The organism is Colwellia sp. PAMC 21821 (assembly GCF_002077175.1).
Lineage (GTDB): Bacteria > Pseudomonadota > Gammaproteobacteria > Enterobacterales > Alteromonadaceae > Cognaticolwellia.
Window position 1 is genome coordinate 1,761,593 of sequence record NZ_CP014943.1, and the last position, 14,927, is coordinate 1,776,519.

Annotated in this window: 10 protein-coding genes; 8 read left to right on the forward strand and 2 right to left on the reverse strand. The window is 38.7% G+C overall.

Translation table 11 applies throughout. The annotated features are described in order from the left end of the window. Nucleotides 1-2 precede the first annotated feature (2 nt). Both A3Q33_RS07470 and A3Q33_RS07475 read left to right on the forward strand, forming a co-directional pair. Nucleotides 3-1,184 carry a DegT/DnrJ/EryC1/StrS family aminotransferase gene (locus A3Q33_RS07470; RefSeq protein ID WP_081179401.1) on the forward strand — a complete coding sequence of 394 codons (1,182 nt, stop codon included), beginning with the start codon at nucleotides 3-5 and terminating at the stop codon, nucleotides 1,182-1,184. Between the two features lie 138 nt (nucleotides 1,185-1,322). Further along, the gene (locus tag A3Q33_RS07475) at nucleotides 1,323-3,221 is read left to right on the forward strand and encodes a polysaccharide biosynthesis protein (protein ID WP_081179402.1); all 1,899 of its coding nucleotides are present in this window, start codon (nucleotides 1,323-1,325) and stop codon (nucleotides 3,219-3,221) included. A gap of 46 nt (nucleotides 3,222-3,267) precedes the next feature. On the opposite strand, the gene A3Q33_RS07480 is transcribed toward A3Q33_RS07475, so the two are convergent. After that, on the reverse strand, nucleotides 3,268-4,380 hold the full coding sequence (locus A3Q33_RS07480) for an MltA domain-containing protein (RefSeq protein ID WP_196798067.1): 1,113 nt from the start codon (nucleotides 4,378-4,380) through the stop codon (nucleotides 3,268-3,270). A gap of 258 nt (nucleotides 4,381-4,638) precedes the next feature. Between A3Q33_RS07480 and A3Q33_RS07485 the strand changes: the two genes are divergently transcribed. Further along, nucleotides 4,639-5,244 (forward strand): DUF1294 domain-containing protein, encoded by a 606-nt coding sequence (locus A3Q33_RS07485; protein WP_081179404.1) that lies wholly within the window; start codon nucleotides 4,639-4,641, stop codon nucleotides 5,242-5,244. Between the two features lie 78 nt (nucleotides 5,245-5,322). Here the strand turns inward: A3Q33_RS07485 and A3Q33_RS07490 are convergent, their stop codons facing one another. Then, complete coding sequence (locus tag A3Q33_RS07490; protein WP_081179405.1) at nucleotides 5,323-8,625, reverse strand: DEAD/DEAH box helicase; 3,303 nt, start codon at nucleotides 8,623-8,625, stop codon at nucleotides 5,323-5,325. Nucleotides 8,626-9,133: 508 nt separating this feature from the next. Here A3Q33_RS07490 and A3Q33_RS07495 point away from each other — a divergent pair. The 5 genes from A3Q33_RS07495 to A3Q33_RS07515 all read left to right on the forward strand — a co-directional run bounded on the left by A3Q33_RS07495 (nucleotide 9,134) and on the right by A3Q33_RS07515 (nucleotide 14,730). Continuing rightward, nucleotides 9,134-10,447, forward strand: coding sequence for a DEAD/DEAH box helicase (locus tag A3Q33_RS07495; protein ID WP_081179406.1), 1,314 nt, complete (start codon nucleotides 9,134-9,136; stop codon nucleotides 10,445-10,447). A 105-nt stretch (nucleotides 10,448-10,552) separates the two neighbouring features. Further along, on the forward strand, nucleotides 10,553-11,746 hold the full coding sequence (locus A3Q33_RS07500; RefSeq protein WP_081179407.1) for an aromatic amino acid transaminase: 1,194 nt from the start codon (nucleotides 10,553-10,555) through the stop codon (nucleotides 11,744-11,746). 93 nt (nucleotides 11,747-11,839) lie between these two features. Continuing rightward, the gene (locus A3Q33_RS07505) at nucleotides 11,840-12,919 is read left to right on the forward strand and encodes a metalloprotease (RefSeq protein WP_081179408.1); all 1,080 of its coding nucleotides are present in this window, start codon (nucleotides 11,840-11,842) and stop codon (nucleotides 12,917-12,919) included. Between the two features lie 123 nt (nucleotides 12,920-13,042). Beyond that, nucleotides 13,043-13,447: a hypothetical protein gene (locus A3Q33_RS07510; protein WP_081179409.1), complete on the forward strand. Its 405-nt coding sequence runs from the start codon at nucleotides 13,043-13,045 to the stop codon at nucleotides 13,445-13,447. Nucleotides 13,448-13,557: 110 nt separating this feature from the next. Continuing rightward, a complete protein-coding gene (locus A3Q33_RS07515) occupies nucleotides 13,558-14,730 on the forward strand; it encodes a retropepsin-like aspartic protease (RefSeq protein ID WP_081179410.1) in 1,173 nt (390 codons plus the stop codon). The last annotated feature ends 197 nt before the right edge of the window (nucleotides 14,731-14,927 follow it).

The following is a 14,927-nucleotide window of genomic DNA, read 5'->3' on the forward strand; positions in this document are numbered from 1 at the left end:
CTGTGCTCAATACGCAACTTTCCCCATGGCCAAGCTTTAGCGAAGAAGAAATTACAGCCGTTAGCCAAGTATTACAATCTAATAAAGTTAACTACTGGACCGGCCAACAAGGGCGAGAATTTGAAAAAGAATTTGCTGCTTACACCGATAATAAATATGCCGTAGCGGTTGCTAATGGCACTCTGGCGCTAGACCTTGCTTTAAATACTGTAGCTATTGTTGAAGGTGATGAAGTCATTGTTACTTCAAGAACTTTTATCGCGTCGATAAGTAGCATTATTAACGCTGGCGCCACGCCTATTTTTGCTGATGTTGAACTTGATAGCCAAAATATCAGTGTAAGGACAATCAAAGCCGTATTAACAGAAAAAACCAAAGCTATTATTTGTGTTCACCTAGCGGGATGGCCTTGTGAAATGGACGACATAATGGCGCTAGCCGAACAAAATAATCTCTATGTTATTGAAGATTGTGCTCAAGCACACGGCACAAAATATAAAGGCAGATCCGTCGGTAGCATAGGACATATTGGTGCTTGGTCGTTTTGCCAAGACAAAATAATGACTACAGGTGGCGAAGGCGGCATGCTCACCACCAATAACGAAACACTGTGGCGTAAAGCTTGGGCTTTTAAAGATCATGGCAAGTCCTATGCCGCTGTTTATGAAAAACAACACCCTCCAGGTTATCGTTGGCTACATGAAAGCTTTGGCACCAATTGGCGACTAACAGAAATGCAATCGGCTATTGGCCGCATCCAACTCAAGCGCATGCCCACTTGGACAAAAATTCGTAATGAAAATGCTGAAAAAATATTTCAAGTCTGTCGGCAATACCCTTGGTTAGTTGTGCCAACAGTGCCTGACTATATCGTTCATGCCTATTACAAATGTTACGTCTTTGTCGATAATGGCAAAGTCCCCGAGGGCATCTCTCGTGACGATATTATGAATATTATCAACGAGTTCAACGTGCCTTGTTATTCTGGAAGCTGCTCTGAAGTGTATAAAGAAAAAGCGTTCGATCAGACTGGTCTTCAGCCTAAAGTAGCATTGAAACATGCTCAATCTTTAGGTGAAACTAGCTTAATGTTTTTAGTTCATCCCACACTGACTGAAATTGAAATGAATACGGTTTGCCAAGGGCTGAGTCAAGCGCTTGATATTATTAGTAACAAGACATAAAACCATACATTTACAGTCATTCATTATACAAATGTTAAATTAAGTAATGACAATGTAACAATATGTTGCCAAAATACCTACCAAAGATCGTTAATGCAGTTTTTGTATTAAAAACGACGCGTAGTAGAGTATATTTTCATGGTTAGACCAATTGATTTAATTCCGAGTCCTATTAAGTTGTTACTGGCATTAGCCTACGACTTATTCTCTCTTGCTGTCGCATTCTATTTTGCTTACATCATCCGTTTAGGCATTGATAACATTGAGCTCTCTCGGTACGAAAACATTGCCTTTATCACTGTGGCGATATCAACCTTGGCATTATTCTACCTCTTCGATGTTTACAACTCTTTCGTCCGATTTTTCAACGCTAAAGCCTTACTAAAAATACAGTTCTTATTAATTATTGGCTGTATTATTTTCTACCTATGTAGCTTTATTTTTGATGCTTTTATTCCACGTTCTGTGCCAATCGTTTTTTTTGTTATTGCGAGTATACAAATTGCTGGCGCTAGGGCCTTAGTAAGCCTAATTTCTAGAAAACACTTGTTTGATGAACGTGAAGGCGTGGTTATTTATGGTGCTAGTAGTGCAGGTAGGCAACTAGTGCACGCTTTATCACTAGGTAAAAAATATCAACCTTTGGCTTTTTTAGATGAAAAAAAACGCTACGTCGGCCGACGAGTTTTAGGGTTAAAAATTCACTCCCATCACAATATTGCCAAACTTATTAAAAAGCATGGCCAGTTCAAAGTGTTGATTGCGATTCCAACCGTTGATCCGGCTCGATTGAAACAAATCGTAGCGTATTTAGAGCCTTATGCGCTTGAGCTTTTGATTGTTCCTGACATGTCTGACATTGTTTCTGGCAAACGTAATATCGATGAATTAAGAGAAGTATCTGTTGACGAACTATTAGGTCGTAAACCCGTTGAGCCCATTGCTGAATTATTGAGCGCAAATATTACTGATAAAATTGTGATGGTTTCTGGTGCTGGCGGCTCCATCGGTAAAGAACTCTGTCGACAGATTGTATTAAACAAACCTAAAGCGCTGATATTACTCGATGTTAGCGAAGCATTACTTTATGAAATACACCAAGAGTTAAGTGAAACGTTAGCAGAAAAATACAATAGTTTGCACGTTGAACCCCTGATCGGCAATGTGCAAAATGGCATGTTGATGAGCCATATTTTTAATAAGCACAAAGTACAAACCATCTACCATGCCGCGGCTTACAAGCACGTACCTATGGTAGAGAACAACGTAATAGCCGGTGTAACCAATAACGTTTTAGGCACTTATGAAATCGCACAAGCGGCTATTTATTGCGAAGTTGAAACCTTCGTACTTATTTCTACGGATAAAGCTGTACGACCGACCAATGTGATGGGGGCCACCAAACGCTTAGCTGAGCTGGTGTTGCAAGGTTTTGCCAAAAAAGAGCACAATACACGCTTTATTATGGTGCGTTTTGGTAATGTTTTGGGTTCATCGGGATCGGTGGTGCCGCTATTTAAAAAACAGATCAAAAGCGGTGGTCCAATTACCATTACACACCCTGATATCATTCGTTACTTTATGACCATTCCTGAAGCTGCACAATTAGTTATTCAAGCAGGTGCAATGGGCACAGGCGGAGATGTTTTTGTTTTGGACATGGGTAAACCAGTAAAAATAGTTGATCTAGCTTACAAAATGACGCATTTAATGGGCTTAACTGTTAAAGACGCCACGAACCCCAATGGCGACATTCCAATATTTTATAGCGGCCTGCGCCCTGGTGAAAAACTTTTCGAAGAATTACTGATTGGCGATCACCCTAGAAAAACCCAACATCAACGTATTTTTACCGCCAATGAGCGATCATTACATTACAGCGATGTCGCAAAAATTATTCACCAACTAAAATCGGCTATGTGTGATGAAGACGAAGCCCAAATTCGTCAAATCCTTATCGCTGCGCCACTAGACTATCAACCGAAAAATCGCGCAAATATCGCAAAAAAACCAACCAAAACGCTGGTAGCCATTTAGCATAAATTTATTTTCCGAGCTTGTTTACAATAATTAAATTCACGCTTTAAGGCTTCAACAGCATTAACCAAGCTTTAGTGTAATCAGGTAAGTGCTTATTGGCTTGATGGTAATCTTCCCAGCCGTAATAGCTATCTGCTAATAAATCGAGCTGAAATAAATTATTATCAAATGCGCCACCTTGATCGGAGAGTACGCCCAAGCGTGAGATATTTTCATTTGCTTGTGCGTAGCTCACCATAAACAACTTACCTAAACCAAGTTCAGCCACATTTCCGGCAAAAGAAACTTGCGGCGTGATCGCTATTTTACTGTCGAGCGTTTCTCCATAGCCCATAATGCTTGGCACTTCTGAAAAATACCAGTAACGTGCCTGTTCACGCTTACCTATCGCATAGTCATAAGCAATGCCATTATTACGATGAACATTAAAATAGCGTCGTTTGCCATTAACATCAACCACACCTGTACCTTGCAATAACACATCATGCAATGCTTCTTCGGTTAGCCAAATTAATGCCTTAGCTAGTTTTTTATCATCCAAAACGCCAGCAATAATATCTTGTCGAGTATATTTATTACGGGTAATGGTTAAATCATTATTCGCTTCAGTAAGTGTTAGGCCTAATTCATCATAAGGCAATGAATACAGTGCCTGATTATAGACTTGGGTTTTTACATCACTGGCAGTTAATAATTTAGTGTAATACTTAGTTAAAAATATTTTGTCACTGGGAATAGCATTTAGCATGCTAGTTTTTCTAGCATTCGTGCTTTTGATAGCAATTTTTCGTGCCGTGGCCGTATCAGGAGTCCAGCGATAAAAATCAAAGTTATCCTTTAAAAAACGTTGATCATGCAACCGACTTTGGCGCTTTGCTCGCACATCTTCGCGATATGTTTGACAGATAAACTCGAGGGTTTTTTCCACTTTAGCGAGTGTTACGCTTTCATCAAATACTTTGCCTGCATGCACAGCAAACTTATCTTGTGGAGTATGAGTTATATAGTGTTGAGTTTCTTTTGCAACATCACACAAAGCACTGGCTTTAAAGCTTGCCATTTTTCCTAGCTCAGGCGCTTTATCGAGATTAAAAAATTTAGCCGATGCATCGGCAGAATGATGAAACGTGAGCAAAATAAAAGTGAACAAAAACAAACAAAACTGCATAAGGAAAAGTCATTAAATTAAACGTGCCACCATGGTATGACAATCAGAAAAGCTACGCTAGCTTGCTCATTCAATAATTTATAATAAAATGAAGTTGCTAAGTTTTTACATACTAAAAATTTGTTTACAGTTATAGTCTTTTATTCAATGTTATGAGATATTTGCACTTAATATCAAAATATAAATTCATAAGATACATTGATATAAACTCATCAGGATGATGCAAAGTAGCAAGGACAGAAAAATATGCGCTTAAAAGGGAAGTTAATTAAATGGCATGCAGATAAAGCTTTTGGTTTTATTGCACCCAATGGCGGTGGCAGCCATGTTTTTATACATAAATCTGCTTTTACTAATAAAAATAGAGTACCGAAAGTTAGTGAAGTCATTACTTTCTCAATCACAAAAGATCACGCCGAAAGATATTGTGCTTGTGATGCAACCTTTGCAGGTGAAAAGCTAAAGCGAAAACAGCCGAAGAAAATCAGTAAATTCTCTATTTATTTACCCTTACTATTTTTAGCCACTATCATCATCACTTATACCCTAGGTCATTTACCGCAAAAAATAATGTATCTGTATATCGGGTTAAGTGTCATCACTTATCTAACCTACGCCTTCGATAAATCAAAAGCACAGCGCGGGGTATGGCGAACATCAGAAAGTACACTGCATCTGCTTGCTTTAGCGGGCGGTTGGCCAGGTGCTGCCTTGGCACAACAACACCTAAGACATAAATCCTCGAAGCAAGAGTTTCGAAATATTTTTTGGCTAACAGTAATGCTGAACTTGGGCATTTTAATATGGCTGCATACTTCTTTAGGCACTCAATATTTAACATTACTGACATGACGGGGCTTTGAACGAGGTTATTTCAGGGGGTATACAAGAAGATAATACCTACTAATTCAATAGGTATTATCTTTTATGCTAGCTAAGTGGTGCAAGCAGCGAGTTTAAAATATCATCAGTTAAACTGAGTTTATTATCACTCACTTCTTCAGACAATAACGCTTTTGCTAGCGCAGCTTTATTCTGCTGTATTTTTTGAATCTTTTCTTCTATTGAATTTTCAATAATATATTTATAAACAAAAACAGGTTTGTTTTGCCCAATACGATGCGCTCTGTCTGTGGCTTGGTTTTCTACCGCAGGGTTCCACCATGGGTCAAAATGAATAACAGTATCAGCTGCCGTTAAGTTTAAGCCTACGCCACCTGCTCGTAAGCTAATTAAAAATACCGGCACTTCACCGCGTTGAAATTTATCAACCACTTCTTGTCTTTTGGTCGTAGAGCCGGTTAATTTAACATAACCAATGCCAGCATCTACTAGCTCTTTCTCTATTAAAGCGAGCATGCTAGTAAACTGAGAAAAGATCAGTATTTTACGGCCTTCATCAATTTGCTCAGGCAGCGTTTCCATTAAATAATCAAGCTTAGCAGATTGGTTTACTTTTTTAGCGCCCTCAAGCGACAATAACTTAGGATGATTACACACTTGTCTCAACTTCAGTAACGCATCTAACACTTCTATCTGACTGCGCTTTAAACCTTTATCCGCAATAATATCTTTTAAGCGACTGTCCATTGCTAAACGTACCGACTCATAAAGCTCAGCCTGTTTACCTTCGATACGAAGGGTTTGAATAATCTCAGTTTTTTGGGGTAATTCTTTGGCAATTTTATCTTTAGTTCTGCGTAAAATAAACGGTTTAATACGCCGATTTAATAACTGCTTACGCTCTTGATCACTGTGCTTTTCTATCGGTGTTCTAAACAGCTTAGTAAATTGTCTTTGTCCGCCTAAAAACCCCGGCAGTAAAAAATTAAATTGCGCCCAAAACTCACCTAAATGATTTTCCATAGGCGTACCCGTTAAGCACAACTTATGCTGCGCTTTCAGTGACATAAATGCTTGGTATAATTTAGTTTTGGTGTTTTTTATATAATGGGCTTCATCAAGAATAAGGTAATAAAAATTTTGTTCAGCATAATGCTCTAAATCTTTAATAATTAGCGCATAGCTGGTAATGATGATATCAACCGGCGTTCCACCTTCTTCAATACTTTCAAAGCAATCAAAGTGTTGCTGACGTTTACTACCGTGCAATACCTGATAAGACAGTTGCGGGGTAAATTTTTCTATTTCATTCGCCCAGTTAAAAATAACACTGGTGGGCGCAACAATTAATACCGGCTTATTTAATCGACCTTGTTGTTTTTCAATTAATAAGTGCGCCAAGGCTTGAATAGTTTTACCCAAACCCATGTCATCAGCCAAAATACCGTTTAATTGATACTCTCGTAAAAACTGTAACCAATTTAGTCCTTGATGTTGGTAGGTTCTTAACGTGGCGTTTAAACCGGTCGGCACAGGCACAGTGGTGACTTTTTGAAAGTCTTTTAGTTTATCGGCCAACGCTCTTAACTTGCTGGTTCCTGTGGCGATCATGCCTTGGTCATCTAACATCGATAACGTTTGATGACCCTGAAAGCGCGAAAGCTCCATAGTGCCATCTTTATTTAAGGCATTGGGCATAAACAGCTCAATAAATTGTTTTAATATGGGCTGCACGCTTTGATAACGCAAGGCAACAAAGTCACCATTATCCAGATCAACATAAATAGGTGAGTCTGGTGCGATCAGCTGCTCTTTATCACGATCAAGTAATGCTGATTTAGGTAATTGTTCTATAGCCCCAAGCAAAATAGGAAACGCCGGCATTTTTTTACCATCAATGGTTAAGTTCAACCCTAATGAGAAAAAGTCGTGGTCATCGGTTTCAATAACTTCGGCATCAAAGACACTATCCGTGCTCAGCGCCTTATAATAAAAATTATCAGCAAAGCTAATATGCCAACCTAAGTCTTTAAGTAATTGTAATTCTTGATGTAAGAAGTGATGCCAGAAAAATCGTCCTTGCATTAGCATAGAAAACTTAGGCACTTTGTCTTTATTTAAGTAATCTTCATTGGTAAAAGTGTAACGCTTGGGCTTAGGCTGAGCGACAAATTTTAACGTGGTCAGTTTATCAATAACCATTTGCTCAAAGGCTAAGTCTCGATACAGCTTTATCTTGCTATCAGTCAGGTTTGATGGTGATACCGTAAGTCGCTCATTATGCGGATTAACTAAACTGCCTTGATAAGAAAAATTAACCCGAACATTACCAGATTGCGGATTAGCTTCTGCAGGCGTTGTAAAGTGCAAATATACTTCAGGTTTTGTCAGTTCTTGTGAATATTCTGTTTTTGGCTTAGGTAAGCGCTGTACCGCGTCACCCAATGACATTGACAGCTTACTCATGATCCAAGGTAATTTATCTTCTTCAAAAATGGGGGAATTGAGTAAGTCTGCTTCAAAATCGCATTGAGTATTGGTGTTAATTTTTCCAAAGCAGTTTTGCGCTTCATCGTAATAACAAAGCGGTTGCGCTTTAATAATAAGCACACTGCTTGAAGGCTTTTCGAAAACAAGCTGTAAGGTGTGTAATTGATTTCCCAGTGCTAGCCACTGCCATTGTGCCTCTATTGGCTCACCTAAAGTAACCGCTTCGTTCAAGTCGAAGTTAGTATGCCAAAAACAGCGATTGGTTTTTATAATACGTTCAAATAAATCAAAATACTTAATGTTATCGCCAAACTGATTAGTACGCATAAGCTCAGTCAGTACATCAACATCTTCGTTATTAGCATAGGCACTATTAATTAATGAACTCGCCGTATGCTCGCTACCAAGCGAATGACTCCAGCCGCCACTATTTTTTGGTCGAGCCGATTTAATCCCTAAGGTGAAGTAATCATCGTCGTTATAGCTATTCGGCTTTAAGAAATATAATAATGATTTTTGTTGGCTATTAGGTTGATATCTACTGGGCTGAGCTTGAAAGCGGTTAAGCCATTTATCAATGACTTTTTCAGATGATGCCGTGTTATTTTGATCAAAGTGTTCATGAATAAAACACTGCGCTAAAGCTGCACCATGCTTACAATCTCGACCAATATAACAATCACAATAACTGGCAATATCATCATACTTACCTTCGAAAACTAAACGCGTTAAATAACTCGACTGGTTAGAGCGCTCACTAGACACTACACCACGAATTGTTTCACCATCAAGGGCGCAGGTTTTAATGCCTTTAGACTGAAAAATTCTCGTGCCTTTTTTCCATTCATTTTTAGTAAAGTGTTGCTCAAGCAATTCAGGGGTAAAGGTGTTTTTAGCCATAAGGTTTTAATTATTAAGAACTCAAATAGATGGATAAGTTGAAAAGTCAGGTCGTTATCTCTTCTCAATAAGATGAAAGTATCAATAGAATGACAAATATCAATTACAGCAATATAACCTGTTACGGTTTGCAGCTAATAGCGGATTACTCATATTTCATACGAATAATACCACTGAGGCTTACAACCTTCAATGCAGCTTATTATCCCAATGCTAAAAAACGGTCTAAGCAGCTTTGAATCAGGCTGTAAAACATTATACTAATTAAGTTTAGTAATTGAACTATGATAAATAAAAATAAATACCTAAGAACCAGACACTTGATTGAGTAATAGCTGGCTATTGGGATTGAAATTAACGCCGATATTAGGTATTTAGGCCAGCTTAAAATGATGGATTATTTATTTCAATTGGTAGAGATCAGAGTTTCAGCGATTTCACTAACTAAACAGGTAATAAATACGCTAAAATAGTCAGTTATTACCCTAGCTTTGAGCCCTTTATATTAATGTCTTCTGTCACAACGCCAGCCAATTTTACAGAACTTGGCCTTATTCCACCTTTGTTAGCGCGCTTAACGGAGCTAGAATATCAACAGCCAACGCCCATTCAAGCGCAAGCTATTCCAAGTGTCTTAGCCGGACGTGATTTAATTGCCGGGGCAAATACCGGTTCGGGTAAAACGGCCACCTTTGCATTACCTCTTTTGCAAAAAATTCAGGAAAAACAATTATCGAATAGTGAAAAAAACACTAAAGGTAACTACGTTACTGGCCTTATTTTAGTGCCTACTCGTGAATTAGCTAAGCAAGTGGCAGACAGTATTAAATCTTATGCCGTACATTTTAACGGCGCGATTAAAACAGTAGCAGTTTTCGGTGGTGTCTCAGCCAATACGCAAATGCTAGCATTACGCGGTGGCAGCGATATTTTAGTGGCTACCCCAGGACGATTACTCGATTTAATTTCAAGTAATGCCATTAAACTCGACAGGGTTAACACCTTAGTACTTGATGAAGCCGATAGAATGTTAAGTTTAGGCTTTACAGAGGAATTATCTGCACTGTTAGCTTTACTACCAAAGAAAAAACAAACCTTATTATTTTCAGCAACGTTCCCTGATCAAGTAAAAGCGTTAACACAAGAGTTACTGAATAATCCTATTGAAATACAAGTACAAAGTGCCGATGCTAGCACCTTAGTGCAGCGAGTATTTACCGTCAATAAAGGTGATAAAACCGCGGTATTAGCGTATTTGATTCAGCAACATAAATGGCGACAAGCCCTTATTTTTGTTAATGCTAAACATCATTGTGAACACCTAGCGGAAAAACTCGCTAAACGTGGCATTACTGCGGCCGTGTTTCATGGCGATAAAGGTCAAGGCGAACGCAGCCGAGTACTTGACGGATTCAAATCAGGCGAGATTGACGTATTAATAGCCACAGATATTGCTGCCCGCGGTTTAGACATCGAAAAACTGCCGGTCGTGATCAACTTTAACTTACCCAGAAGTCCATCAGACTATATGCATCGTATTGGCCGAAGTGGCCGAGCAGGAGAAGTTGGCTTAGCAATATCATTGATCGACTATGAAGATTATCATCATTTTAAAGTGATAGAAAAGAAGCATAAAATCCGTCTTGAACGTGAGCAAGTCGAGGGTTTTGAAGTCGATGAAGCTATAAATGACGCGCTATTAGCCGAATTAATAGCTGAAAGTAAACCCATGGCAGCGCCAGAAGGTAGCGGCAAGAAAAAACGCAAAAAGAAAAGCACCATTAATGCTGATATTTGGGCCGGTCATTCCGATACTGAATAACACTTGAAGTTTCATGTTGCTTGTTCCTTAACAACTAAATCTTCATTAATATTAAACTAAATTCAAAGCTACTCGCTTTCGATACTATTTAATTAAAGAGAACTCATGTTTGCCAATATTGCTCTACCTGCCGCCGACGAAATTGTCGAACTAATGGCGCGTTCATCTCAAGATGAAAGACCTTTTAAAGTTGATTTAAGCGTAGGTGTTTATAAAGATGCTAACAACAACGTGCTGTTGATGCAGGCGGTAAAAGCCGCTGACCAGCAACTTGCTAATGCTGGACGCAACAAAAGTTATGTTGGCTCAAAAGGTGATCTTGAATATGTGCAAATATTACAAGAGTTAGTGTTTGCAAACCAAGCGGTTGACGGCTTTATTAGTGGCGTGCAAACAGCAGGTGGCAGTGGCGGATTACGCGCCATTTTAGATTTAATTAAGCTGGCCAATCCTGAGGCCAAAATTTGGGTAAGTGACCCAACCTATGCCAACCATATTCCCACCATTAAAGCCGCAGGTTTGGCCTATGAGGAATACCCTTTTATTGACCATAAAACCATGACGCTTGATGAACGTGGCATGTTCAATACTCTCGAAAAATTAGGTAAAAATGACGTTGTGCTACTTCATGGCTCTTGCCATAACCCTTCTGGCTTGCGTTTAACTTTGCAACACTGGCAGCAAATAGCTCAGTTAGCGCAATCAAATAACTTTTTACCCTTAATCGACACCGCATATCAAGGCTTTGCCGATGGTTTAAATGAAGATGCTGCAGGCTTAATTACTATCGCCAATACGGTTGAGCGCTTAGCCCTTTGCGTGAGTTGTTCGAAAAACTTCGGTTTATACAGTGATAGAGTCGGCGCGGCTTATATTCTAAGTCCAACACAAGCAGAAGCAGACAAAGCCCAAGCTCAACTCGCGATTATGAGTAAAGCCACTTATTGGGTACCACCGTCTAACGGCGCTGAAATTGTAAAAACTATTGTTAAAAATCCTGAATTTAAAAAACTGTGGTCGGACGAACTTGCAGAAATCAATGTTAAAATTAAAGGCATAAGAGCAAAGCTTTGCGCGGCATTTCGCCAGCACTCAGACGATAATTATTTTGATTATATTTTATCTCAAGAAGGCATGTTTGCTATGTTGCCAGCAACAGAAACAGAAATGGAAATACTGCGCGATAAGTATGCCATATACGGCTTGAATAACGGACGCATTAATCTTGCTTCTATTCCTGAGCAAAAGATAGATTACCTTGTAGAAAGTGTTTTAGCTGTCATACGAGTTAATAAGTAACACATAGTATTTATGTAATTTCTTTCAATTATCCTTGCCGTCATAATTAATGAAATGATAAACGGGCAAGGCTTTATATGCTGAGTCAATGAAGTGCAACTACTAGAAATAGACTGTTTAGGCAAAAAACTACGTTTAGAAGGTTCAATGGCCGGATGGCAAGCGCTATTTTGGGACAACCAATGTGTCTCACAAATTAATGCTAATGCTGACGGTGATGAATTTTCACATAAATTTTCGTTACAAAGTGAGCAAGGCGAGTTACCCGTTGAGCTTAATGGCACATTGCAATGGCAACCTTTTGCGCTGCAATTTCAGCTGCTAGTTAATAACGAACCGGTGCACGACAATACTCTGCATGAAAAAGACATAGAACAGCGACAAATCACTCCAGGGGAAAAACAACCGATAAAATTTAGTTTCGTCGGTATGGCTGGTCTTGGCTTAAAGTTATTTAAAAGTGCCAAGGTAATTAAAGTGCTATTTGCGGCCGGAAGTTTAGCGGCTTATAGTTGGTTATTCTCAATTGAATTTGCCATTGCTCTTATTCTTTGCCTTGTCTTTCATGAATATGGACATATCAAAGCAATGAAATATTTTGGTTTAAAAACTAAAGGTATATACCTCATTCCGTTTGTCGGCGGTTTAGCGCTCAGTGATGACAAAATCAATACCCGTTGGCAAGATATCGTTATTTCAATTATGGGACCCTTTTTCGGTTTAATACTGTCTCTCGCCTGCTTAATTGGCTATTGGGTAACCGATCTAGAAATACTCGCCGGTTTAGCGGTATTTAATGCCCTACTCAATTTATTTAATTTATTACCTATACTGCCGTTAGACGGTGGCCACGTACTAAAAAGCATCGCGTTTTCAATCAACTCTAAAGTAGGTTTAGTGGCTTGTGTTTTAGGTGCTGTACTCGGTGTTTATATCAGTTATTACTTTGGTTTAGCCTTGTTAGGCTTTTTACTCGCCCTTGGTAGCATTGAAATATTCTTTGAATATAAACGCCGACACTTAAGCGAGTTACTGCCACTTAATCGTTATGCGCAAATAGTCTCTGCGTTATGGTATGTCATTACCGTAGGTGGTTTAAGTGCCATTATTTATCTGGTTGGTCAAACAGGTAATGATGCACTTTCAGTGCCACTGAAAATATTAGGTAGTTAATCGTCTGTCTTAATTTTCAAGCTATAAATCAGCTGTAGGCCGGCATTTATGCCGTTAAATGTAGTTGATAAAATCGAGTTAACCCTAGCAACTCAGTCAATATTAAATAACCAGGAATAGTGCGTGATTTCAAAAAAAGTTAGAGAATTATTCGTCTCTTTAATGGCAGCAACCGATGATGCATCCGTTGCTTATGATATTGAAACGGAACAATACAGCGGTTTTTTCAATAGCACCGTTGTTGATAAGTATATTGAGTTAGGCGCACTTGAACTTGTTGAGAATGACACGGGCGCGACCATTATTTTGCTTAATAATCGCGATGATTTTTTAAGTTCATTCGCTGCAGGCGTAAGAGAAGCAAAGAACGGTAGTGATCAATCGTATGCCGACTACAACGCCAACCCCTTTGCCTTTTCTGTCGGCTTTGAGCATTTTCATCAAATATCGAAGAAACAAAGACAGTTAATCGGTTATATCTGCCATGGCTTTGAAAGAGATGATACCGGTTTAGTACATCAGCAATAATGCTATTACGTACTGTTATCATTTAGGCTTTTGAGATATTGTTAATACGTAACTTTAGTGCAACTGCATTATTTTTACAGTGACAATTATCAGTGCTTTTGGAAGAAATCATGTGGCGTATAACTTTATTTATTGGCTTAGCCTGTTCAATAGTGCTGAATATTTATCTGTTTATTCAATTAAACATACGCACAATCGAAACCAAAATTCAGCAACAGCCTCTTGTAAATTTACCGCAACGTGTCGTACACATAAAAGCAGATAATAACCAAAATAGCCTTTTTGAGCAGCCTGAATACGCTCAACAGATCGCGAACAACATTAAAAAGGCCATTAATGAGAGAGACTATTTTAACGCGAGTTATTTAATGAATACCTTAGCTAATGATCATGAAATGGCATTGCCTGAGGTGAGGCTATTTTGGTTACAAACAACCGTGACCTTAATTAAGCAGAAGTTGTATACAGATGCTGAAAATTCGATCAGTGCTTATTTAGCATTCCAGTCTGACGACAGTGACTTTCTTTATCAACAAGTTGACTTGTATTGGCAACAGCAATTGCCTTTAATGGCGATTAAGCTTGCCTATGAAGTGCAATATCATGTGTTTAATGAAGTTGAAAAGCGGAATGCACTTAATTTTGCCAGAGATCTTGTTCAACAACAGATTGACGTGCTAATAAACAACAACCACTGGCTTGAATTAAGAAGACTGATTGAAGAGGCGACTTTATTTGATCCCGATAACCTTAATTTACAATGGTTTTTTGTTCGCGCACATTACCAGCTGGGCGAATTTGACTATGCTCGCAATGCTATTGAGCCTTTGCTCACTCAGCCCAATTATAAAATAAAAGCGCAAGCCCTATTAGCCAAAATTGAAACCGCGTTAAGAAAACCTCAAAGCATTCCGTTAAGCCGTCAAGGCGAACACTTTATTGTGCAAGCTAACATCAACAATACTTTTAGCGTCTCATTAATGTTGGATACTGGAGCCAGTATTTCCTTGTTATCAGAACCGGCCTTTGAAGCATTAAGACAATATTCAGAAGTTGCTTATATTAAAGACGTCAACCTGAATACTGCTGGGGGAGTAGTAACCGCCAGTATCTACCAAGTAGCTGAATTTTCTATACAAGGTTATAGCGTTAGCGACTTTGTTTTTGCCGTAAGTCCTTATATTAGTGCAGGTAATGATGGTTTATTAGGGATGAATTTTTTAAAAGCATTTGATTTTCACATTGACCAAAGCAACAGTTTCTTAATTTTAAAGAATAAATGACAAGCTAATTGTGCTGTTAATTTTACATTTAACGCATTAATCTTACTTGTGGTTATTCATTCCGCTACTTATGACGCTACTTATGACGCAACTTATGACGCTATCTATGTCGCTAGCTATGCCGCACTGCAAGGTATAAAACTTTAGTGAGACTTTATTGGAATATCATTTAATAATGGCTCGCAAATAAATACAGG